Origin of the sequence: Mycobacterium dioxanotrophicus (assembly GCF_002157835.1) — a bacterium.
GTDB classification, from domain to species: Bacteria; Actinomycetota; Actinomycetes; order Mycobacteriales; family Mycobacteriaceae; genus Mycobacterium; species Mycobacterium dioxanotrophicus.
This window is the reverse complement of the sequence record NZ_CP020812.1, coordinates 66,513-85,891: the sequence shown is the minus strand read 5'-3', so window position 1 is coordinate 85,891 and position 19,379 is coordinate 66,513. Positions and strand designations below refer to the sequence as shown.

At 66.2% G+C, this 19,379-nt stretch carries 18 protein-coding genes and 1 pseudogene; 5 read left to right on the top strand and 14 right to left on the bottom strand.

Annotated features, from left to right (window positions below):
• Positions 1-285 precede the first annotated feature (285 nt).
• Both BTO20_RS38535 and BTO20_RS38530 read right to left on the bottom strand, forming a co-directional pair.
• Positions 286-948: an RES family NAD+ phosphorylase gene (locus BTO20_RS38535; RefSeq protein WP_087083843.1), complete on the bottom strand. Its 663-nt coding sequence runs from the start codon at positions 946-948 to the stop codon at positions 286-288.
• Complete coding sequence (locus tag BTO20_RS38530; RefSeq protein ID WP_087083841.1) at positions 945-1,529, bottom strand: hypothetical protein; 585 nt, start codon at positions 1,527-1,529, stop codon at positions 945-947. The genes BTO20_RS38535 and BTO20_RS38530 overlap by 4 nt, the downstream gene beginning before the upstream one ends.
• Positions 1,530-1,697: 168 nt before the next feature.
• On the opposite strand from BTO20_RS38530, the gene BTO20_RS38525 reads away from it, so the two are divergent.
• Positions 1,698-2,390 carry a hypothetical protein gene (locus BTO20_RS38525; RefSeq protein ID WP_087083883.1) on the top strand — a complete coding sequence of 231 codons (693 nt, stop codon included), beginning with the start codon at positions 1,698-1,700 and terminating at the stop codon, positions 2,388-2,390.
• Position 2,391: 1 nt separating this feature from the next.
• Positions 2,392-3,372 (top strand): nucleotidyl transferase AbiEii/AbiGii toxin family protein, encoded by a 981-nt coding sequence (locus BTO20_RS38520; protein WP_087083839.1) that lies wholly within the window; start codon positions 2,392-2,394, stop codon positions 3,370-3,372.
• Between the two features lie 14 nt (positions 3,373-3,386).
• On the opposite strand, the gene BTO20_RS38515 is transcribed toward BTO20_RS38520, so the two are convergent.
• From BTO20_RS38515 to BTO20_RS38495, 5 genes are all read right to left on the bottom strand, one after another.
• A complete protein-coding gene (locus BTO20_RS38515) occupies positions 3,387-3,644 on the bottom strand; it encodes a hypothetical protein (RefSeq protein WP_232491406.1) in 258 nt (85 codons plus the stop codon).
• A gap of 44 nt (positions 3,645-3,688) precedes the next feature.
• Positions 3,689-4,072 (bottom strand): heme-binding protein, encoded by a 384-nt coding sequence (locus tag BTO20_RS38510; protein ID WP_087083833.1) that lies wholly within the window; start codon positions 4,070-4,072, stop codon positions 3,689-3,691.
• A 65-nt stretch (positions 4,073-4,137) separates the two neighbouring features.
• Positions 4,138-4,617: a hypothetical protein gene (locus BTO20_RS38505; RefSeq protein ID WP_087083831.1), complete on the bottom strand. Its 480-nt coding sequence runs from the start codon at positions 4,615-4,617 to the stop codon at positions 4,138-4,140.
• A 162-nt stretch (positions 4,618-4,779) separates the two neighbouring features.
• Positions 4,780-6,159, bottom strand: a complete 1,380-nt coding sequence (locus BTO20_RS38500; RefSeq protein WP_087083829.1) for a DUF1254 domain-containing protein — start codon at positions 6,157-6,159, stop codon at positions 4,780-4,782.
• A gap of 72 nt (positions 6,160-6,231) precedes the next feature.
• Positions 6,232-8,574 carry an arylsulfatase gene (locus BTO20_RS38495; protein ID WP_198344635.1) on the bottom strand — a complete coding sequence of 781 codons (2,343 nt, stop codon included), beginning with the start codon at positions 8,572-8,574 and terminating at the stop codon, positions 6,232-6,234.
• A 156-nt stretch (positions 8,575-8,730) separates the two neighbouring features.
• Between BTO20_RS38495 and BTO20_RS38490 the strand changes: the two genes are divergently transcribed.
• Together BTO20_RS38490 and BTO20_RS38485 are read left to right on the top strand one after the other, a co-directional pair.
• Positions 8,731-9,747, top strand: coding sequence for an AraC family transcriptional regulator (locus BTO20_RS38490; protein WP_087083827.1), 1,017 nt, complete (start codon positions 8,731-8,733; stop codon positions 9,745-9,747).
• Positions 9,748-10,019: 272 nt separating this feature from the next.
• Complete coding sequence (locus tag BTO20_RS38485) at positions 10,020-11,051, top strand: GGDEF domain-containing protein (RefSeq protein ID WP_232491398.1); 1,032 nt, start codon at positions 10,020-10,022, stop codon at positions 11,049-11,051.
• Between the two features lie 14 nt (positions 11,052-11,065).
• On the opposite strand, the gene BTO20_RS38480 is transcribed toward BTO20_RS38485, so the two are convergent.
• From BTO20_RS38480 to BTO20_RS38455, 6 genes are all read right to left on the bottom strand, one after another.
• A complete protein-coding gene (locus BTO20_RS38480; RefSeq protein WP_232491397.1) occupies positions 11,066-12,235 on the bottom strand; it encodes an endonuclease/exonuclease/phosphatase family protein in 1,170 nt (389 codons plus the stop codon).
• A gap of 162 nt (positions 12,236-12,397) precedes the next feature.
• Positions 12,398-12,964, bottom strand: a complete 567-nt coding sequence (locus BTO20_RS38475) for a hypothetical protein (protein WP_232491396.1) — start codon at positions 12,962-12,964, stop codon at positions 12,398-12,400.
• 66 nt (positions 12,965-13,030) lie between these two features.
• On the bottom strand, positions 13,031-13,939 hold the full coding sequence (locus BTO20_RS38470) for a hypothetical protein (RefSeq protein ID WP_087083823.1): 909 nt from the start codon (positions 13,937-13,939) through the stop codon (positions 13,031-13,033).
• 137 nt (positions 13,940-14,076) lie between these two features.
• Positions 14,077-15,288 carry a hypothetical protein gene (locus BTO20_RS38465; RefSeq protein ID WP_157680492.1) on the bottom strand — a complete coding sequence of 404 codons (1,212 nt, stop codon included), beginning with the start codon at positions 15,286-15,288 and terminating at the stop codon, positions 14,077-14,079.
• Positions 15,289-15,384: 96 nt separating this feature from the next.
• Positions 15,385-16,197, bottom strand: a complete 813-nt coding sequence (locus BTO20_RS38460; protein ID WP_087083819.1) for a hypothetical protein — start codon at positions 16,195-16,197, stop codon at positions 15,385-15,387.
• On the bottom strand, positions 16,194-16,427 hold the full coding sequence (locus BTO20_RS38455; RefSeq protein WP_232491395.1) for a hypothetical protein: 234 nt from the start codon (positions 16,425-16,427) through the stop codon (positions 16,194-16,196). The genes BTO20_RS38460 and BTO20_RS38455 overlap by 4 nt, the downstream gene beginning before the upstream one ends.
• A 291-nt stretch (positions 16,428-16,718) precedes the next feature.
• On the opposite strand from BTO20_RS38455, the gene BTO20_RS38450 reads away from it, so the two are divergent.
• Positions 16,719-17,819 carry a Fic family protein gene (locus tag BTO20_RS38450; RefSeq protein ID WP_232491394.1) on the top strand — a complete coding sequence of 367 codons (1,101 nt, stop codon included), beginning with the start codon at positions 16,719-16,721 and terminating at the stop codon, positions 17,817-17,819.
• A 145-nt stretch (positions 17,820-17,964) separates the two neighbouring features.
• Here BTO20_RS38450 and BTO20_RS38445 read toward each other — a convergent pair.
• Positions 17,965-19,368: pseudogene (locus BTO20_RS38445) on the bottom strand (IS1380 family transposase).
• Between the last annotated feature and the right edge of the window lie 11 nt (positions 19,369-19,379).

Below are 19,379 nucleotides of genomic sequence, written 5' to 3'. Positions count from 1 at the left end.
GCTCTATCGATCGCATTGGGTGTTCGCCTGACCAAAGACGAGATCTCAGACTACGAACAGGCCATCCGCGCCCACCTCAGCGACTACTCAAACCCGTTCAACTCCGAAGAGATCGCCGGACAGGCCCGCCTCCGACGCGGGGACGATCCGTGGCCCGACACCACCGTCTCCGGACTCGGATGGGCGAAAAAGCGGTGGAACGCAGTGACCGTCGGTGAGTTCGTACCCAACCCGGAACGGGGTTTCGAACTCGGGATCGACGACGAGGACTGGTGCCGCGTCACCTCACTTCAAGAGACCGGGGAGACGACCTCTGTAGCCCAGCTGCTGCGCTGCCGACGCGATCCGCACCGCCAGACCGGGATGGCTCAACGGCAGCGACAGCACTGGACGCGACGGCATCGCTGGCACGGCAGGCACGAATAGCGCGACACAGTGGCGGCCCGAGAACCGGCTGTTGTAGAGGACGCCGTCGACATCAGGAAAGGCCTCGGCGATCCTGCGCGCCCAGCGCTGGGTGATCGAGTGCGGCCCGGTGGAAAGTGCGAATGTGCCGCCGGCTCGTGTCGGCCACGATCCGGCACTGTCGGCTGCCAGGTCGAGCAGCCGAAGCTCCCGTGTGAACCGCAGCGCCGTCAGGTAGGGCGCTCCGCGGAACCGGTCGATGGTGCGGTCAATCTGGAATGACTCGGCCAGCGCCGCAAGCGGTTCGGAGGCGCCGTACCAAACCCCGATCCCCGGGTGATTCCCGACCGGCAGGGGGTGTGGGTCGAACCGAAGACGTGGCCCGTTCTCGCGGAACGCGTTCCAGGCCAACACATGTGCCCCGCTGGTGCGGTGGATCCGCCACCACAGCTGGTTGGTGGGTGCGGACCGGTACTCGTTGTCGCGGATCCCGATGGCGCGCAGCTCGGCGAGTGGTGGGGGGCCGGGCAGGCGTGCGGTCACACGGTGTACCAGTCGGCGTTGGCTGCGACAGCTGCGGCCTTGTCCACTTCGCCGCCGTCTCGCAGCCATTCGATCACTGTCCTGGGCCGCTCGTGGAATAGGTCCGGTTGCGGGGTTCGCAGGAAGCCGGCCACGGCCACCGGATGCAGGTCGGCGGGGAGCTGCTTGAGTACCTGGTCGAGGCCGCGGACCTGCCGGGTGGGGCCGCCATCGTCGCCGGTTTCGAACTGCAGAATTGGGAAGACCCAGGTCTGGCCGTCGGGGATGGCCCACAGCTCGCCGGCGAGGCGTTTCTGGCGTACCCGCGAGGCGCTGATTCCCAGGCCGGAGGCGACCTCGTCGGCGGTGAAGGCGGTGACCGCCAGACGCGCTACTTCGCCGGCGACCTCGGTGCCTGCGGCCACGAACGCGTCCGGGTTTTCAACCAAGCCCGCCTCGTCGAGGAGTCGGGCTGCGTCTTCGGCCAGGGAGGCCGCCCAGGGGCGGGTGATGGGCAGGAATTTCAGTGCGTCGACGAACTGGGTCGTCGAGATCTCGAACCGTTCCTGCAGGAGTCGTTCCAGCTCGTCGGTCGTTGACATACACACCACGCTCCTAACGTCAATTAACGTGATTATATCTCCGTTAGGCAGGCTGCGTCGAGCGCGGCGGCCGCGCCCCGGAGGAGACACGTTTGCCCTGGCAGGTAACAACGCCGACCGAAACCGCGGCAGTTTCTCGTATCATGTTGCATGAAGGAGGTGAACCCGATGCCCACCCGCGACGACCGCAGCGCAGCCCAGAACGCCCGCCAAGCGATCCTGGATTCCCTCAACCGGTTCTGGAAGCCGGCCGACCTCGACACCGCACCGTCGACCGCACAGCACCTGCTGGCTGAGCTGGTCAACCAGGGGGAGCTTCGCCACCTCCGCAGAGGCCTGTATTGGCGCGGCCTCAAAACCCCGCTGGGCATGGCCCCGCCACAGCCTGACGTGCTGGCCGCCGAGCTGGCCGGCGTGCCGGGTATCGGGCCAGCCGGGCTGTCAGCGGCCAATGCGCTCCAACTGTCCACCCAGATCCCCCGCCGCGGCGAGTACGCGATACCCGCACGTCCCCCGGCCGACTACGAACTGGTGCGGTTCGCGAACCGCTCGGCTCGCCGCGGCCGCGCCGACGCCGCCCTGACCCCTATCGAAGTGGCGACACTCGAAGTGCTCGACCGCTGGGATCAGGTGATCGAAGCAAGCCCTGATGCCGCGATGACACGGCTCACCGAACTCATCGATGCCGGACGCCTCGACGCCGAGCGCCTGGCGGAGGCCAGCGACACCGAACCCGCGTCAGGGCGGGCGCGACTGCGCCACCTGCTGCAACGAACCGGCCGCACCGAACTCGCCGAAAGGGTGCGCCGGGCAGATCGACGCACCGAGGTGCGGGCACTGGCCGGCCTGACGAGCACCTGACGTGGCGCTCTGGCGCGAAGAGAATCCCGATGTCTTCGCCGCGACAATCGTTACCGCGGCCGAACAGCTTCACGTGCAACCGTTGGCCGTCGAAAAGGACTACTGGGTCTGCGAGGTGCTGCGCACCATCGCCGCAAGCCACCGCGACGAGATCGTGTTCAAAGGCGGGACGAGCCTGGAGAAGCTGCGCATCATCAAGCGGTTCTCCGAGGACCTCGACCTGCTGGTGCTCGGCGAATTCCCCAACGTGCGCACCGCAAAGCGCGCGATGCTCACCATGTTGGAGACCGCGGCGTCGACGACGGGCGGCCACTACACCGACCGCAAGTCCGGCGGGCGGCTGGGAACCGCAACCCAGACCGCCCGGCTCGAGCTACCCCTCGATCACAGCGGTACCGCGAACGGGCTGGCAGAGCCGACGTCAGTGCTCATCGAGCTCGGGCAGGCTGGCGGCCCGAACCCGGCACTGGACGGGACTGTGCAGTCCCTGCTGGCGCGCCAGTTGACGGGGGCAGTCGATGACATTTGGGAGGATCTACGGCCATTCTCGGTGTCGATCCTTCACCCAGGACGCACGCTGATCGAAAAACTGCTGCGGGTCAACAACTTTGTCGTAGACCCGGCGCGACGAAACACCACTCACGGGCTGCCACGGATCGGTCGGCAGTTCTACGACATCTGGGCCCTACTCGGGCACGATCTGGTTACCGAGCTGCTCGCCGACACCGCAATGGTCCGCGACATCGTCGCCAGCGCCCTCGCAGTCTCCGCACACCTCGACAACCCGGACCACCCCGTACCCGATGGCGGTTTCGCGGCCTCTGCCGCGTTCGATCCCGCCGGCCAGTTCGCCGAAGACCTCCGACGAGAACATGATTCGGCCATGGATGCGTTCTTCTACGGCGACGATCCGCCGTCGTTCGACGACGTGCTCAACCGGGTACACGCCTGCGCCGAGCTGCTCGACCCCGCCCGCCACTGACACCAATCGCAGTGTCAGTTGCAGCCTCCGGCGTGAACCCAGCGTCCGTTGTATCCGATGCAGCCGCTGACATTGGAGCCAGGCGGTGGTGGCGGGTCTTCGGGCAGCGGGGCGTAGTAGGCCGGTGGCGGGACGTAGGGTGCGACCGCGTCGGCGATGTTGACACATCCCCCCACTGAGATCCGGCGCCCGGCGCTGGCACACACGTCCGCACTGGCCGTACCGGCGGGCGCGGCCAACACGATGACGCCGGGCAACGTCAAGAACGCCAGAGCGACGGTCGCGACGCGGGCCCGGATCGACCGAGGTGATCTGTTCACGATTGTTGCCCTCCAACCAGGTTGGGTTCGCCGTATCCGCAGCGGTTGCGGAAATCGACCAGCGGTTGGCGGATACCCCTGAGTTCTGCGTGCTCCTGCGGATGGGCGTCGAAGTAGGCCCTGGTGGCGTCGGGCACCTCCTCGTGGGGTTGACCGTGCAGATCGGTGAAGAATCCGTTCAGCTCAGGATGGGTGAACAGATAGGCCGAGGTGGCCGCGGCGACCCCGGACGCGATACCGGCCAGATCGGCGGCAGAACAATGGGGAGGGCGGGGCAGATCCGTGGCCGGGTCCGCAGCCGCCACCGCACCACCGAGCAGCGCGGTGACCCCCAGGGCAAGTGCGCCGGCACCTGCCAGGCGCCGCAGTGTCAACAACATCGGGAACTCCTTTTGCTCGTCGACCGAGTGTGGTCGGGCGGCTGTGTGGGTGCGGGATTGGATTGTCATGGTGCGCCATGGCGTGCCGTCGTGGTGGCGGGTGTGCGGCGTGCCAGGTGTTTCACGGCGCGCAGGGCACCTCGGGCGGCGTAGGCGCCGGCGATCACCGACATGACGATAAGCACGATGAACATCGGCAGCCAGTTGGTGCGGTGATGGCTGACGTGCCACCACACGATGGTGAACAGCACCGTGCAGATGAACACCATGACGTCGCGCCAGTCGCCCTGATAATTCGCGGCGGCTTGGCGCAGTTGGCGCGCGCTCTGGTCGGCGCCGATGAGGTCGTCGATACGCCCGGCGATCATCTGCGACATCGCCGCACGCCGCTGCGCCTGGTCTTCGGGGATACGGTCGAGCAGATCGAGGTCGGTTTTGATGACCGCGCGAACATCGGGGCCTTTCAGGTTGCCGGCGACGGCACCCAGTAAGGCGCCGCCGGCGATCGGCGCGGCACCCAAAGCGATCTCAGCCAAACCGGGCATGACGGCGTTACCTCCTGACTAAACACGGCGAACGGGAGACCTGGTGGCGTCCCGCAGATATGTGCGGGTGACCGTGACGCGCGGTGAAGGGCGCGCCGCGGGCCACAAGGGTCAGCTCTTGACGACTTTCGGCGGGGTCCAGGCCCCATCGGTGACCGCCTGCTAAGGCCAGTAGGTGCGCAGGATCATCTGGAAGTCACCGGCCGGGGTCGGCAGCCAGTTGGCTTCCTTCTCCGGTCCCGGCGAGGTGTGCTGCAGGTAGAGGGTGATTCCGCCGTCGGGGTTGCGCACCAGGTCCGGCAGCATCGGCGAGTTGATCAGGTACCGGTTGATCGGGTTGTCCACCAGCAGGATCTGCGGCAGCTTGTACACGGTGACCGACCAGAACGCCTTCACCGGCGGCAGCTGACCCGCCGGGAAGGTCAGCGTGTAGGTGTTGGCGCCGCTGAGCGTGGCGCCGGTCGAGTCGTTGGTCAGCGGGAAGTACCTGGCTTCAGCACCCGGCAGTCCCAGGATGCCCATCACCGCGCCAGCGAAGCGGTAGAGGTAGTTGCCGCCCAGCTGCTCGGCGGTCCCGAACAGCTGACCGGAGGTCACCTTACCGGTTTGCAGTTGCTCGGTCTGGAAGGTGTGCAGCTCGGCCCACGCATCAGCCATGCCGCCCTCGATGGCGGCGCGTTGCTCGTCGCTGAGCTTCGCGGGGTCGAAGTCACCGTCGGGTCCGATGCCGATCGTGGCGAACCGGTCCCGTAACTCCTTCTCGTCGGGCTTCACCGGCGCGTACTTCAACGTGAAGTTGAGGATCTTGAAGAAGTCCAGCGAGGTCTTCTCCTCGTCCGGTGTCAGGGGCGCGATGAAGTCCACCGCGGGCGCCGGCGCCGGCGCCGGGGCCGGGGTCTTCTGGAACGCCGAGAGCGGCTCGACGGTGTACTGGGCCTGGATCTTCTTGACGTTGTCGAGGTCGGCCGGGTTGAACAGCTGCGTGCGGTACAGGACCAGGCCGAAGTCGGTGTCGGTGCGGATCACCTTGTCGACGCCGGCGGGCTGCTCGCCTTTCCAGCCGGGGCCGGCCAGCAGATAGGTGCCGCCGCCGTTGCCGGTCGTGCGGGAGCCGATCAGGTCGTAGACGTAGGTGTAGCTGTCGATGAACTGCAGCGAGAAGTACCGATCCTGCTCGATCGGCGGCACCGTGAGCACCAGCGGCTCGGTCCGCAGATCTGTCGCCAAGAACGAATACGGCGTATCGGAGTTGGGTGTCTGCACCGTGGTGTCCGCCGGGGTGAAAACCCGGGCGATGCTGTGGATCTGGTTCCAGTCACCCAGGTACTGGCCGCTGTCCTTGTTCACCGCATAAGCGTTCTCGATGCGGTACATATCCACCATCGGAAAGCCGTACACGTAGGCCTCCTTGGCGATCGCCCGCATCTCCTGCAGCGTCACCGCCGAACCACCCGCCGGCTCTTGGGTTTTGCCGCCGCACCCTGCGATCGCTGCGGCCATCGCCGCGGCGACAGTGATCGCCGCGACGTTTCCGAACCTCATTCGTTCTCCTCAGGTTTTGTCCGTGTCAACACCAAGCCGCCTACGGCAGCACGGTGTGGGTTGGGCTGTGGTTTAGGTGTAGGCGACGTGGACGGTGTGGATACGGCCCTCGAACGGGAACGGTGCGCGTTCCCGGTAGTCCATCGACACCGGTGACCCGAGGCAGGTGCCGATGTCGAGGCAATCGTTGGCGGTGAACAGCAGCGGCGCACTGATCGGCACCTGGCCGGTGGCGATCGATTCACCGTTGCGGGCGATCGTGATGTCGAGCGGTCCGGCCGGGCGTGGATCGGCGTACCGGGTGGCCACGGTGAGTGTGGCACGTCCCGGAGGGATCTTCTTCGTGGTGCGGATCTTGGTGCGCGACAGGATGAACAGGTTGTATTCGTAGCAGAGGTAACCCTCGTCCATATAGACGGTCAACCCGCCGGCGCCGGAGCCGAGGGCGTAGAGGACGCCGTGGGCATTGGCGGGGATGTCGGCGTCGATGGTCACCGTGTTGTTCTTGTTCCCGAGGCTCGGTGCGCAGAACTCCGGCATCCGGATCATGTCGCCGGAGAACTCCCACTCGGTGAATGGCGGCGCGATCCGCAGCTCGGGGTGATAAACCGGCACCCACAGCCCGCCGCCGATCGGCAGCACCGCGTTCTTGGCGGCCTCGATAGCGAAGGTCTCGCGCATCTGCGCGAGTTTGTCGGGCATCTGCGCGGCGAGATCGTTGGCCTGGGTCCAGTCCTCGTCCAGGTGGTATAGCTCCCAGGTGTCCTGGTCCGGGGTCCAGGTGGCCATCCCGGGCGGCAGGCCCGGTATCCACGGCAGACGCGGCCCGACCGCGCCGGCGAACCAGCCGTCGTGGTAGATCCCGCGGCTGCCCATGATCTCGAAGTACTGGGTCTTCTTGCCGCCCTCGGCATTCCGGTCAACCAGAGTCTGCGCGAAACTCACCCCGGCCAGCGGAATCTGGGTCTCCCCGAACACCGTGCGCGGCGCCTCGATCCCGACCACCTGGTAGATGGTCGGCACGACATCGTTGCAGTGCAGAAACTGGGTGCGCGGCGTGGGGTCGGCGGCGACCTTGGCCGGCCAGCGCACCGCCAACGGGTTGCGGGTGCCGCCCAGGTGTGAGGCCATCAGCTTCATGCCCTTGTACGGGGTGGACCCGGCCCACGCCCACCCGGCGTGGTACTGGTTGTCCACCAACGGGGAACCCAGCACATCCAGCCCGCCGAGCTCATCCAGAGCGTCGATGTGCTGGCGCACGGTGGTGGGAATTCCGTTCTGCGCCAACAGCTCCGAGATGGTCCCGTTCTGGCCCTCACCGGAGGATCCGTTGTCACCCCAGATGTAGAGGAACAACGTGTTCTCGGCGTAGCCGAGGGTGTCCAGTTCGTCGGCGATGCGGCCGACCTGGACGTCGACGTGCTCGGCGTAGCCCGCTGCGACCTCCATCAAGCGCCGCTGGAACGGCTTCTCGTCCTCGGGGATGTCGTCCCACGCCGGCATCTGCGGATCACGTTCGGTGAGTACTGCGTCCTGCGGGATCCAGCCCTTGTCCTTGGCGCGTTCGTGAACCCGCTGCCGGTAGGCGTCCCAGCCGTCGTCGAACTTGCCGGCGTAGCGGTCGGCCCAGTCCTTCATGATGTGGTGCGGGCCGTGCAGGCAGCCGCTGGCCCAATACATCATGAACGGCTTATCGGCGTTGAACGCCTTGTGCCGGCGCAGCCAGGAGATGGCGTCATCGGCCAGATCCTCCGACAGGTGATAGCCCTCCTCCGGAGTCTTCGGCGGGGCGACCACGGTGGTGTTGCGCACCAGGTTCGGCTCGTACTGTGAGGCCTCACCGGCGAGGAAGCCGTAGAAGTACTCGAAACCCAGGCCGGTGGGCCAGTTCTCGAACGGGCCCGCCGCGGTCGTTTCCTCGGCTGGGGTGTTGTGCCACTTCCCGAACGCCGACGTCGCGTAGCCGTACTGCTTGAGCACCTCGGCCACGGTCGCACTGGAGCGCGGGATCTTGCCGGCGTAGCCGTCCCAGTCGTTGGCCAGCTCGGCGATCTGCCCGTTGCCGATCTCGTGATGATTGCGGCCCGTCAGAAGCGACGCCCGGGTCGGCGAACACATCGCCGTGGTGTGAAAGCGGTTGTAGGACACGCCTTCGCCGCAGATCCGGTCCAGTGTCGCGGTGGTGACCTCACCGCCGAACGTCGACGGCAAACCGGGCCCGGCGTCGTCGATCAACACGATCACGATGTTCGGCGAATCCTCATGCAGATGCTTGGGGATCGCGCGCGGCTGGTACGTCGATTCCTGCAGCGTGCGGCCGGCGATACTGCCCGAGGGCACCGGTGGGAATGGCAACACCCCGCCGTCGGGCAACACCGGCGCCACAATCTGACCATCCAGCCGCTCAGACAACACAGCCCCTTCCTCAGGTACATCGTCGCAGCAGCACACCACCCTCGGGGCCCACCACGAACACGCAACGGTCCGGTCCCCCGACCCGGGCAACAACTTTGCACGACCCAGCAACGATTCGTCTTGACAGTCTGAGACGAATATTTGACAGTTTGGGACATGGCGGTGATCCGGGGGACGGCGTTGACGGGTTTTCACGAGCTGGTCACCGAACTCGGTGGCGACAGTCACATCCTGGTGGCCGACGCGCACATCCCGTTCAACGACATCGGCCGCCACGACCGGTTCATCTCCCTACCCAACGGCGCCCGGCTACTCGAAAACACCGCCGACATCCTCGACACCCCCGATTTCGCGCGGCGGCTGGCCCGCCGACAGGGTATCGAGATCCTCGGGCCGGTCGGGCTGGCCGGCCGCAGCGCGGCCACTGTCGCCGAGGCATTCACGATCTTCGACAAGTTCATGGCCGCCTACAGCCCGTCGATCAGCGCCCGGGTCACCGCACACCTCGACCCCGACCTGAGACGCTTCGAATTCGAATACCTCCTCAACCCCCCGCCGCCGCAAGCCCAGGCCATCGAACTCTCTCTCGGGGTCACCCTGCGGGTCCTGCGCCTGTTCCTCGGAGCGGCCTACCGTCCCGTCGCCGTACACCTGCCCCACCCCGCCCTCGGCCCCGCCGACGACTACGACACCTATTTCGGTTGCCCACCTGGCTTCTGCGAGCACGTCGCCGGGTTCACCGTGCGCACCGCCGACCTGCAACAGCCGTTGCCCAAAGACCGGCTGGCCCACCAAACCGCCATCGACTACCTCGCCGACACCGTCGGCGACTACACCCCGGCCACCAGCCAACTGGTACGCACCCTGGTGCGCCAGCTCCTCCCCACCGGTGCGGTCGGCCTACCCGACATCGCCCGCCACATCGGCCTGCACACCAAAGCCCTGCAACGGCGCCTGGCCGCCGAAAACACCACATACGCTGAGCTGGTCGACCAAACCCGCCGCGACACCGCCCAACGCCTACTCCTGGACACCGCACTCAGCCTCGACCAACTCTGCCGCCAACTCGGCTACGCCGAACAAAGCGTCCTCACAAGAGCGTGCAAACGATGGTTCAACACCACACCCACCGCCTACCGCAACACCGTGGGACACCGCCAACCACACCATTGATGCCCAGGTGATCATTTGCCGCAGACGGGTCGCTTAGCATTGGGACCCGCTATTACGGTGGTATAGCATCTTTGCGCGGCAGCTACTGACGATAGCTGGCTCAGATTATTGCGCCGATCGCCGCCTACACCCCGCCCCGACGGCAGGTGCTGGCGCCTGGCGCAGGCAAGGCGATCAGGGGGTTGTGGTTGCGCGGGGATCTTCGAAGCTTCCGAGTGTTCGGCCGGCACCTTGATGACTGGTGGCAAGAACCGGTCGACTACTCCGCGTACGTGCAGTACTTCGCTCGGAGGTCGCTGGCTGGCGCGATCCGCGTGATGATCGGTGCCGGCATCGGCCTGATCTCAATCATCACCGCGGCCGGGTTGTTGCCCGCAGTCGAACCCGCCTCAACGCCCCAACAGGTAGTCCTCATCACGTTCGCCACGGTGAATACCTTTTGGGCCGTGATGTGGTGCGTTCGCCCGTGGCCGACACGTCGACAATCACGGGCCTTTGTCATCTCATCAGATATCGGCATCGCTGCAATCGGACTGACCGGATCAAGTTGGCTCATGGGCCTATTCGCCCTGAACTGTTTCGCACTGATATCGGTGTACTTGATGTTCTTCGACGGACCCAAAGCGCTCACACTGCATACGGGCTTGATCTTGGTGACGACCGTAGCCTTTATCGCGCTGGCAAGCCGCGACGAAGCCCTCAGCGGCGCACTTGCCGGCCGGATCCTCGGGGCAGTGATACCGGTGATTGCGACGCCGCTGGGAATACAGTTCGGTATCCGCATGCTACGCACCGACGCCAACAAGTCTTCGATCGATGCGCTGACAGGGTTGTTGAATCGTCGCGGCCTGTACCTGCATTTCGGCGATCTCCTCGAAAGCAACGCAACATCCACCGAAGGCACGGTGACTGTAATCGTCGTCGACCTCGACCGGTTCAAAGACGTCAACGACACCCACGGCCACGCCGTCGGCGACGAGGTATTAGTCCGATCCGCCCGGCTGATTGCGGCTACCTCGGGCAGTCAGGCCTTGATCGCCCGAATAGGCGGCGAAGAATTCGCCATAATCGACACCACGACGCCTAGCCGCGGCGCCGAAACCGCCGAGGCGGTCAGGCGCGCGATCGCAGCGGGCGGACCTCCGGAAATCACAGCCAGTGTGGGAATCACAAGCGCCAACCGCACCGACTTCATCGCCTCCAACGAACGCCCGCAGCTGGTGCTCGACACAGTGATCGCACGCGCTGACCATGCGATGTTCCGCGCGAAACGCAACGGCGGCAACGCAACCCACCAACTGTAGCCGGTGCGGAGATCTCAGTCCTCCAGATCAGCCCAGATCAGCGCGTGATCGGAGGCGGCGTGTTGTTCGGCGGTCAATGTGTCGTACATTTTCCACGGCTTCCTGACTCGGGGGCCTCGCCACATCCCGGATCGGATGATGCCGCCGGCCACTACCCGCTCAGACAGCGCCGGCGACAGGAGGATGTAGTCGATCTTCGACGCCAGCGTGTGACCGGTTCCGAAGGTGCCGAGTCGCTCTCCGGGGTCGAATCCGTCGTGCTCGCTGATGTCTTTGAGGCCGGTGTCGAACAGCGGCTGCAGCGACGATTCGGGTTTGCCGTCCAGGGTTGGTGAGTCATTGAGGTCTCCGAGCACCGCTACCTGATCGAAGCCGTCACGAACGAGCTGGGTGTAGATTTCGGCGATCCCCTCCGCCTGCCGGCGCCGCTGTTTGGCGCCGATCGGGTCGTCCTCGCTGTTGTAGCCCTTGGATTTCAGGTGGTTGACCAACACGACAACCGTTCGGCCGCTGGCCTCTTCGGTGATGTGGTACTCGGCGCAGTCCCGGGAGAACAGCCGACCCGAACCGTCGGGGTCGGGTTCGAAGATGTGTGTCCGAAAATAGGTGACCGAGTAGCTGGCGCGGTCACGGACCAGCAGACCGACGTCGATGCCGCGTGGATCATTGCCGTCGAACAGCATGACCTGCTCGTAGGGTCGGCAACCGACCCTCTTGAGGAACGACTGTGCGAACAAGTCGAGCGCGACGCGGTTGTCGGCTTCGACTACACCGACGATGTCGGCTCCGGAGTCCCGGATCACCATTGCCATGTGGTCGGTGGCGAGCTCGCTGACCGGCTCCGGGTTGAGGTCCAGCCAGCCCACCCAGTCCGCTCGGCCGGACGCCACGATCTGCACCGGCTTAGTTTTGTCGGTCGGTCGCCGCAGCAACCGGCCACGCAGCACCCGCAGCGTGACCAGGCTGACGTTGTCGCTCGAACGAAGCCCGAGCGCCCCGATTATCTCGGCCATCCGGCCCTTGTCGCCGCTGCTGTACACGTCCTTCGCGAACAGCTGATTGAGCTCTGCATGTAGACCGATGACGTCATTGAAACGGTCCGAACTATCGACGCGGGCACTTGTGCGCACCGCTTCCTCGGTCCAGTCCTTGTCGCGGGCGAACACTTTCGGTCGCTCGAACATATTCTCAACGTTGTAAGACGCGATACGCATCGCTTCCCCCCGGATGCCCCGTGGGCGCCCCACAGCACCCCTGACGCTCAGCGTAGGACCAACAGTGCTCGTTCGGGAACGAACCGCGCACACCGCTGTCGACCAGTCAGCCAAGGAAGTCGCTCCGGCTCCCTACCCGGTGAGCAGCGGGCCCAGGCGCGGATCCCGCCACCACCGCTGCGGGTCCAGCGCCACACTGACCAGCACGGCCGCGGCGGGAACGCACGGACCCACGAGTTGCATTGGCACACACTGGCTTCCGAATCCCAACGTCAATGCCCACCGCGGAAGATCAGGCACATACTCATTGACCGCCGAGTAGTAGAACGACAGCCAACCATGCTCGACGGTGTTCACCATCAGCCGCGAGCTCGTGCCGATCACCATGGACTGCTGCTGATCCCGCCACCGCGAGACAGCCTCCCGTTTCGCGGCAACCTTGCGCCGGTGATTCACATACGCCGACGCGGCCAACGCCCCCGCCATCACCGCGGGCCGCCCGAACGCCACGAACCCATTCGTGGTGTAGCTGCCGTCGCCCCCATACAACCGGGCGTACTGCGCAGTCGCCGAAAAATAGACGCACTCATCGTGATCCAGCACCGGACCGAACACATCAATCTCCGGTGGGGCCTCACCCAGCCGGAATGCCACCGCGCACGCCTGCGCGTAGGACCACCACCGAGCATGCTCAGGCACCGGGACAGGCGTCGACGACGGAACCGCCCCAGGCCGCGCCAACCACTGCGACACCCCGTAAACCGCCTACATCAGCGCGGCCGCAGCCGCATATGTCATGTCTGCCAACGTCGCCCGCGTCGCCGCGCGCTGCGCCAACCACAGCACTTCCCAACCACGCAGCATCTGCTCGGCCGCAATCAGGTCATTGTTCCAGCCCTCATGCAGCGGCTCAGGTGCCGCGATCGGAGCCGTCATGATCTGCGCGCGGGTCCAGTGCATCTGCTGCTCGACGGCGTGCCAGACCGCTTCGCCGCCCGGGCGGCCGATCTGTTCGACAGCCGCTACCCGCAATGCGCGCCCACCGAAGTTCTGGCTGTCGGCGTCGTGGACACCGAACGCCGCGTCGTGCGCCTGGGCGACGTGGTCGGCAAGGTCGCGGATCCGTGTCGCGATATCGGCCTCGGGGATGGCCTGGACCTGCGCCCACCACCGGTCCGTGGACGCCAACTCCAAACGGTGCCGCCCGTCAGGGTTGAGGACCGGATTCGGGCTGACAACGGTCTCATCATCGGCAGCCAACACCGTCCCGCGACCGAACAAACCCTGCAGCCCCAACCACTTCCGGGCCACAACGATGCGCGGCTGCTCCTCGATCGCCTTCGCGTACGCCGCCAGCACCCGCGCCGGCGGCTTCATGCCGCGCCACAGCTGCCGCGTCGCGTAGGGCACCGATTCGTCCAGCGAGGCCACCGTTACCCCGTCGGGCATGTACACACCGGGCGGGATCCACGACAAGCCTTCACGCGATGCCACCACGAATCGGGCGGCAGTCTCGCCGGGCTGCTGGAACACCGCGCACGCCCACTCGCACACCACACCGACCGCAGGGTCGTTCAACGCCGCCACGAGCACAACGGCGGCGTTGAACTCATCACTGGTCCGCAAACCCTCCCCGACCGCAGTCGTGCCCATCTTGGCCAGCTTGGCCGCCACGTTCTGCCCACCAAGGCCCATCACTGGGGGCGGCTGCGCAGGCGCTGGCGCGGCAGGAGCCGGCGCAACCGGAGCGGCCGGCGCCGGGGCAGCTGGCGGAGGCGCGACGCTGGGCGTTCCCGCAGGCGGCGGGGCAGTCATCGGCATCGGGCCAGCCGCCGCCGGCGCACCCCCATCGGCGCGGCACTCGCCGCAGGAGCCGCCGGCGCTGCGACGGGCCCCGCCGAAGACGACGTCGGCGCCGACATAGCCGAAGACGCTGCCGGCGGCGGTCCCGCCGGAATCGTCGAACCCGGCGCCGGCTTGAACGGCTGCGCACCAGCAGCAGACGCACCCGAAGCCACCGTCGACGGCGACGCTGACGAAAACCCTTGCCCCACGCCATTCAAGAACTGCTGGGTGGGCGTCGGCGCGGACGGCGCCGACGGAGGACCCCCACTGGACAGCCCGGACAATCCGCTGCTACCGCTGGACAAGCCACCAGGAGAAGACAACCCCGATCCACCAGCAGACGACAGACCGCCGCCGCTCATCTTCGGCATCGCGCTACTCAAGCTGCTCGCAGACCCGCCACCACTCGCAGACGGCGCACCCATCGAAGGCGGCATCGCTGTCGTTGGCACGCCACTGACAGCAGACTCGGTCACAGATGTTGTAGGGACTCCCGTTGGCGTCTGCTCGGCGAAAGCCTGCGCATCTGAAGCAGGCGTTTCCGGAGCATTTGAATCCACAGGCCGTTCCTGCTCCCAGCCTTCTGCAAGCTGCTCAGTCGGCGCGGCCTCCTCGAAGCCACTTTCTGTGCCTACGTCAGCGCCCGCACCGTCGGCCTTCTCCTCGCCCCAGCTCAGCGGTTGAACACCCAGCCCATTTCCCGCCGGCGGTGCGCCATTTCCGGGGGCTGGGCCGTTGTGTGTGATTGGGGTAAGGCCTGGAGTGGCGGGTGCCGTGGGTGTGTAGATGCCGTTGTACATCGCCCGGATGTCGCTCTTGGCCTCGTTGGTTATCTGTTCAATCTCGTTGCGCAGCTGCTGGATTCGCATCGCGCGAATCTCGGGACGCAGACTTGCAGCCTGCAATGCCGCGATCTCGGCTTCCTTGGCGGCGATCAGAGCTTCTGCCACACCGACCGTGACGATGATCTGCACTTTGGCCATCATCACGGCTTGGGCGACCACAGCCGTTTCGCCACCGGCTTTCCCGAGTGCGGCAGACAGATCTGCGGCCATTCCGCCGACCTTGAAGGCCACCTCGACCTGCTTCTCGAAGCCTTCAGGCAGGAGGCTGTTGTAGGCGTTGCCGTCGGTGTACGCCTTCTGCTCGGCTGTCTGCGATGCAGTCCCAGCCCCCACGAAGGCGGTGCTGAGCGTGGCTAAAGCCACCTCGTCGATCGATGGCCAGTTATCACCGATCAGATCATTCGGGCTGGGCGGCCGCTCAAGCATTGATCACCTAGTCGCATTGCAGTAGCTGTTCACCGCGTTCCCGAAATCAACGGCCGCACTCCACACTTGCTTGTCCGTCGCAGGAACGTAGTTGGGCAACCGCTCAGCGAAGGCTTCTTTATAGGAAGCGTTAAGCCCCAGAAGATCACGCAACGCAGGATCACTGGCCTTGTTGGCCAGGGTGCGGAGTTCGGCCGCCTCATCTCGCAGAACCGGAATGACGGCCATAGTGATCCGTCGTTGCTCAGCGTTCCACTGGCTCGCTGGAATGTTCGCGTCAGTTGCAACCCAGGCCGCTCTCCTGTCGCGGAACTCGGTGTTGAGCGCACCCCATTCATCGCAGACCGGGTCGACAGCCGCGGGGACGCCAGGAAGCTCCTGTGTCGGCGCCGTCGCGGTGACAGTGACGGGTACAGGGGCGGCTGTGGTGGTGCTGCGGTTGCCGGATCCGATGAGTCCGCCGATCACGCCGCCGATGAGGAGTGCGATGGCAGCGCTGACACCGGCGACGGTAAGCAGTCGGCCGTTTCGACGCTTCGGGGACCGTGCGAGTGGGGCAACGGCTGCGAGGTCTGGGCGCTGGAGGAGGTCGCGGACTGCGGCGTCGATCGCGTCGGCCGGTGCGCCGGCGTCTGTCATCTGCTTGACGGTGCCGGCCAGCGCGATGTGGTGGGGGTTGTAGCGGGGCCCGTTCGGGGTTTCGGTATGGGGGATGAAGCGCAGGACGAGGTCGGGGCGTAGCCCGGTCTCGCGGGATACTTCGTCGGCGGTCTTCCAGGGCCCGGTCGCCGGGGACTGGGTGGCGAAAGTCGTCATATGGTGTACGTCCCTCCGCTTGATTGGATGACGGCGGCGCCCTCGCGGTCGGCGGCGTCGACTCGGCGTGGCGCTGCGACCATGCCTTCGCGGGCCTGGTCAAGGCTGGTGTTGTAGGTGGTGATGTCTGTGCTGATGGCGGTCACGAACGATTGCAGTTCGGCGGCGATCGCGGCGCTCTTGGTGTCGGCGCCGGTCGGGACTTCGGGAAAGTCCGAGGATAAGTGCATGCCAACGCTAGCGCCGGCCTGTGCGCCTGCTGCGGTCTCTCCTCGAATAGCCATTGCTCCCCCTACGGTTTCTCCTTGCGAACCCAGTCTAAAGGTTTGCCTGGGTTCTCGACAGAGACGACGGCGTGGGGGAGGCGGGCACGTATTCGCTGGTCGCGGGTGCCGTTATGGCGGCGGATGGTCGATCAGGTGAGGGTGGATGCACCCTCGGTAGTTCTCTTATTATAGCTTTAACGCCATAACTTATAGTAAGACTGTCGCTTGTTGTATGTTTCTGCCGAAAGGTTGTCTATGGACTGGCCGGCGCACTCCACGGCGAGCCGCCGATGGACTCCACAGGGCCGGCGCGGCAACCTCGAGGACCGGTTGCTGACCGAGATCGAGGTGCAGATCCCTCCGCTGATCGCGACTCTTCCTGTCGCTGTCACCGGCGACACAGCGCGCAGACACGAAGACGCGGTCATTGCGGTGACGCGACTCGACGCCGGGTTCGGCCAGCACCTGGCACCTCTAGCCGATTTCTTGGTTCGTAGCGAGTCGGTAGCTTCTTCGAAGATCGAGCAGGTCGACTCAGGCTGGCACGCGTTCGGCCGGGCAGTGGCCGGCGCGAAAGCCAGCGCCGAGGCACAGTCCCAGCTTGGGGCTGTGCACGCGCTGCTGGCGTTGGTCGATGCCGCCGCGTCCGGGCCGATCGAGGAGGCGGCGATCCTGGAGGCGCACCGGCTGCTGATGGCGCCCGATCCGTATGCGGACCGTCCAGGCGCGTACCGCAGCGTGCAGAACTGGGTGGGCGGTAGTGATTACTCACCGGTGGGCGCGCTGTTCGTTCCTCCGCCGCCTGAGATGGTGTCGGGTTTAATGGCGGATCTGATGGCTTTCGCCGGGCGGACCGATCTTCCGATCCTCGCTCAGGCTGCGATCGCGCATGCTCAATTCGAGTCGATTCACCCGTTCTCCGACGGCAACGGCCGGGTGGGCCGGGCGTTGATTAGTGCCATCTTGCGTCGTCGGGGGCTGACCGCACGGGTCACTGTGCCGATGGCTTCGGCCATGCTTGCTGACACCGACCGCTACTTCCGCTGTTTGACCGAGTACCGCCGTGGCGGGGCCGAGCAGTTCGTGGGCTATGTGGCGGATGCGGCGGTACACGCCAGCGAGGCGGCTGCAGAGTCTGCGGCACGCCTGGCTGTGTTGCCCGAACGTTGGCGTGAGATCGCGCGGCCGAGGGCGAACTCAGCTGACGAGGCGTTGATCGATCGCCTTCTCGACGTGCCGATATTCAACGCTGATACAGCGCAGGCTATGACCGGGACGACGGAGGCCAGCACCTATAAGGCGTTGAGTCGGCTCACCGATGCTGGTGTGTTAGCCCGGATTTTTCGTCGATGGTGATGGCGGTGGATCTGTAGGGCGTGATGGTTGGTCGGGTGACGTCTGCGGTCACAGGGCATGGTGGGTTGGTCCCGTGTCGCCGGGTGGGGCGGGCTTTCCTAGGGCCGGTATGTCTTTCGTGATCGATCGGTCAGGAGGCCGGCTGTTATCCGAAGGCGGTGCGGATCGTCTGCCAGGCGGTCGCGATCGAGGTGGCCCAGCGCCAGGTGGCGTCGATGCGCAGCCGGAGTTGGCGGGCGCCGCGGGTGATGCGGGCCGCGACGTGCAGCACGCGGTAGCGGAACGTGGCGATCTCGGCGCGGGCCAGCGTCGGATCACTGGTGAATCCGATGAGCCGTGCCCAGATGACCAGGTCGGCGGCGGCCAGGACGATCTCGAGCCAGGCGGCGTTGGCCCAGAAGCCGTGACACGGCAGGTTGCGCAGGCCGGCGTTCTTGAGTTCGCGGATGCGGTCCTCGACGCGGGCGTGCTGGCGGTGCCGCAACTCCAGGCCGGCGACTTGGCCGGCCACGACACCGGGCGGTGTGTCGGTGATGAACGCGGTGACGCGCATCCCGTCGGTGTCGGTGAACCGCAGCTGGGCGCCGGGATGCGGTCTCTCTTTGCGCAGGATCAGCCGGGTGCCCGGCGGCCAGCTGTTGAGGTTGACCAAGGTGGTGGCCTCGGCGACCCAGGCGCCGTCGCGCAGCCCACCGTCGGTGTCGATGGCCGGGTACCAGCCCTCGGCAAGGTTGAGTGTGTCCACGGCGTCCTGGACGCGGGCGTCGACGGGGTAGCCGAAGGAGAATCCGACCCCCTGCTCACGGCAGGCGTCGGCGAATCGGTGGGTGGCTCCGGCGGTGTCGCAACGCACCAGCACCTGGGGCCGGTCGGGATCACCGCCACGACTCGAGTCGGGCCGCCACGGCGCGGGCAGCGCTGCCAGCGCCTGGGCCAGGACGATGACGTGGTCGCTGGCGGTGTTGGAGCCCGCGTTGCCGCTGCGCAGCAGCCCGGCCAGGGCTTCCCGCCGGCGATCTCGGGCGGTCCAGGAACGCCAGCAGCGGATGGTGCCCGAACGACTTCTTCCAGGTCGGCGTCGCGCCGTGTTTGTTGTCGGAGTGATCGATCACCAGGGTGGCGTCGATGTCGATGTGCAGCCAGCCACCCGGTTCGGGGCCGCACCGGCGGCCCAGGCCGCCGCCCGCGCGCTGGCGCGGGCCGCGCGCACCGCAGGCAGGTGTGCAGCGTCGATGCGCTCATTGACCAGCCGCCACATCGTGGTCGTGGAGGCTTTCGCGCCGAACGCGTGCTCACGGTCGCCGCACAGTTGGCCGACCCCGTCAATGCAGTCCGCGCCGTCGGCGACCGCCGCGGCCAGATCAGCGAACACCTCGCCGGGTGCGTAGCTCCACGGCCCGCGGTAGGTGTCGGCCAAAGCCCCGGTGACCTGCGCTGATAACCCGGTCCGGTCGGCCAGTTCCCGCAGTAGGCCCATCCCGGCGTGCGACACGACCCCGTGGCCGTCGGCTGACACTTTCACCCGCGATGCGGCCGCGATACTCTTCACCTGCGAAGTGC

Excerpts from the sequence above, each read along its gene's own strand:
- BTO20_RS38510 (WP_087083833.1), bottom strand. The coding sequence starts at position 4,072 with ATGTTGTTGACACTGCGGCGCCTGGCAGGTGCCGGCGCACTTGCCCTG.
- BTO20_RS38460 (WP_087083819.1), bottom strand. The coding sequence starts at position 16,197 with ATGACGACTTTCGCCACCCAGTCCCCGGCGACCGGGCCCTGGAAGACC.
- BTO20_RS38530 (WP_087083841.1), bottom strand. The coding sequence starts at position 1,529 with ATGTCAACGACCGACGAGCTGGAACGACTCCTGCAGGAACGGTTCGAG.
- BTO20_RS38450 (WP_232491394.1), top strand. The coding sequence starts at position 16,719 with ATGGACTGGCCGGCGCACTCCACGGCGAGCCGCCGATGGACTCCACAG.
- BTO20_RS38505 (WP_087083831.1), bottom strand. The coding sequence starts at position 4,617 with ATGCCCGGTTTGGCTGAGATCGCTTTGGGTGCCGCGCCGATCGCCGGC.
- BTO20_RS38525 (WP_087083883.1), top strand. The coding sequence starts at position 1,698 with ATGCCCACCCGCGACGACCGCAGCGCAGCCCAGAACGCCCGCCAAGCG.
- BTO20_RS38500 (WP_087083829.1), bottom strand. The coding sequence starts at position 6,159 with ATGAGGTTCGGAAACGTCGCGGCGATCACTGTCGCCGCGGCGATGGCC.
- BTO20_RS38480 (WP_232491397.1), bottom strand. The coding sequence starts at position 12,235 with ATGTTCGAGCGACCGAAAGTGTTCGCCCGCGACAAGGACTGGACCGAG.
- BTO20_RS38455 (WP_232491395.1), bottom strand. The coding sequence starts at position 16,427 with ATGCACTTATCCTCGGACTTTCCCGAAGTCCCGACCGGCGCCGACACC.
- BTO20_RS38490 (WP_087083827.1), top strand. The coding sequence starts at position 8,731 with ATGGCGGTGATCCGGGGGACGGCGTTGACGGGTTTTCACGAGCTGGTC.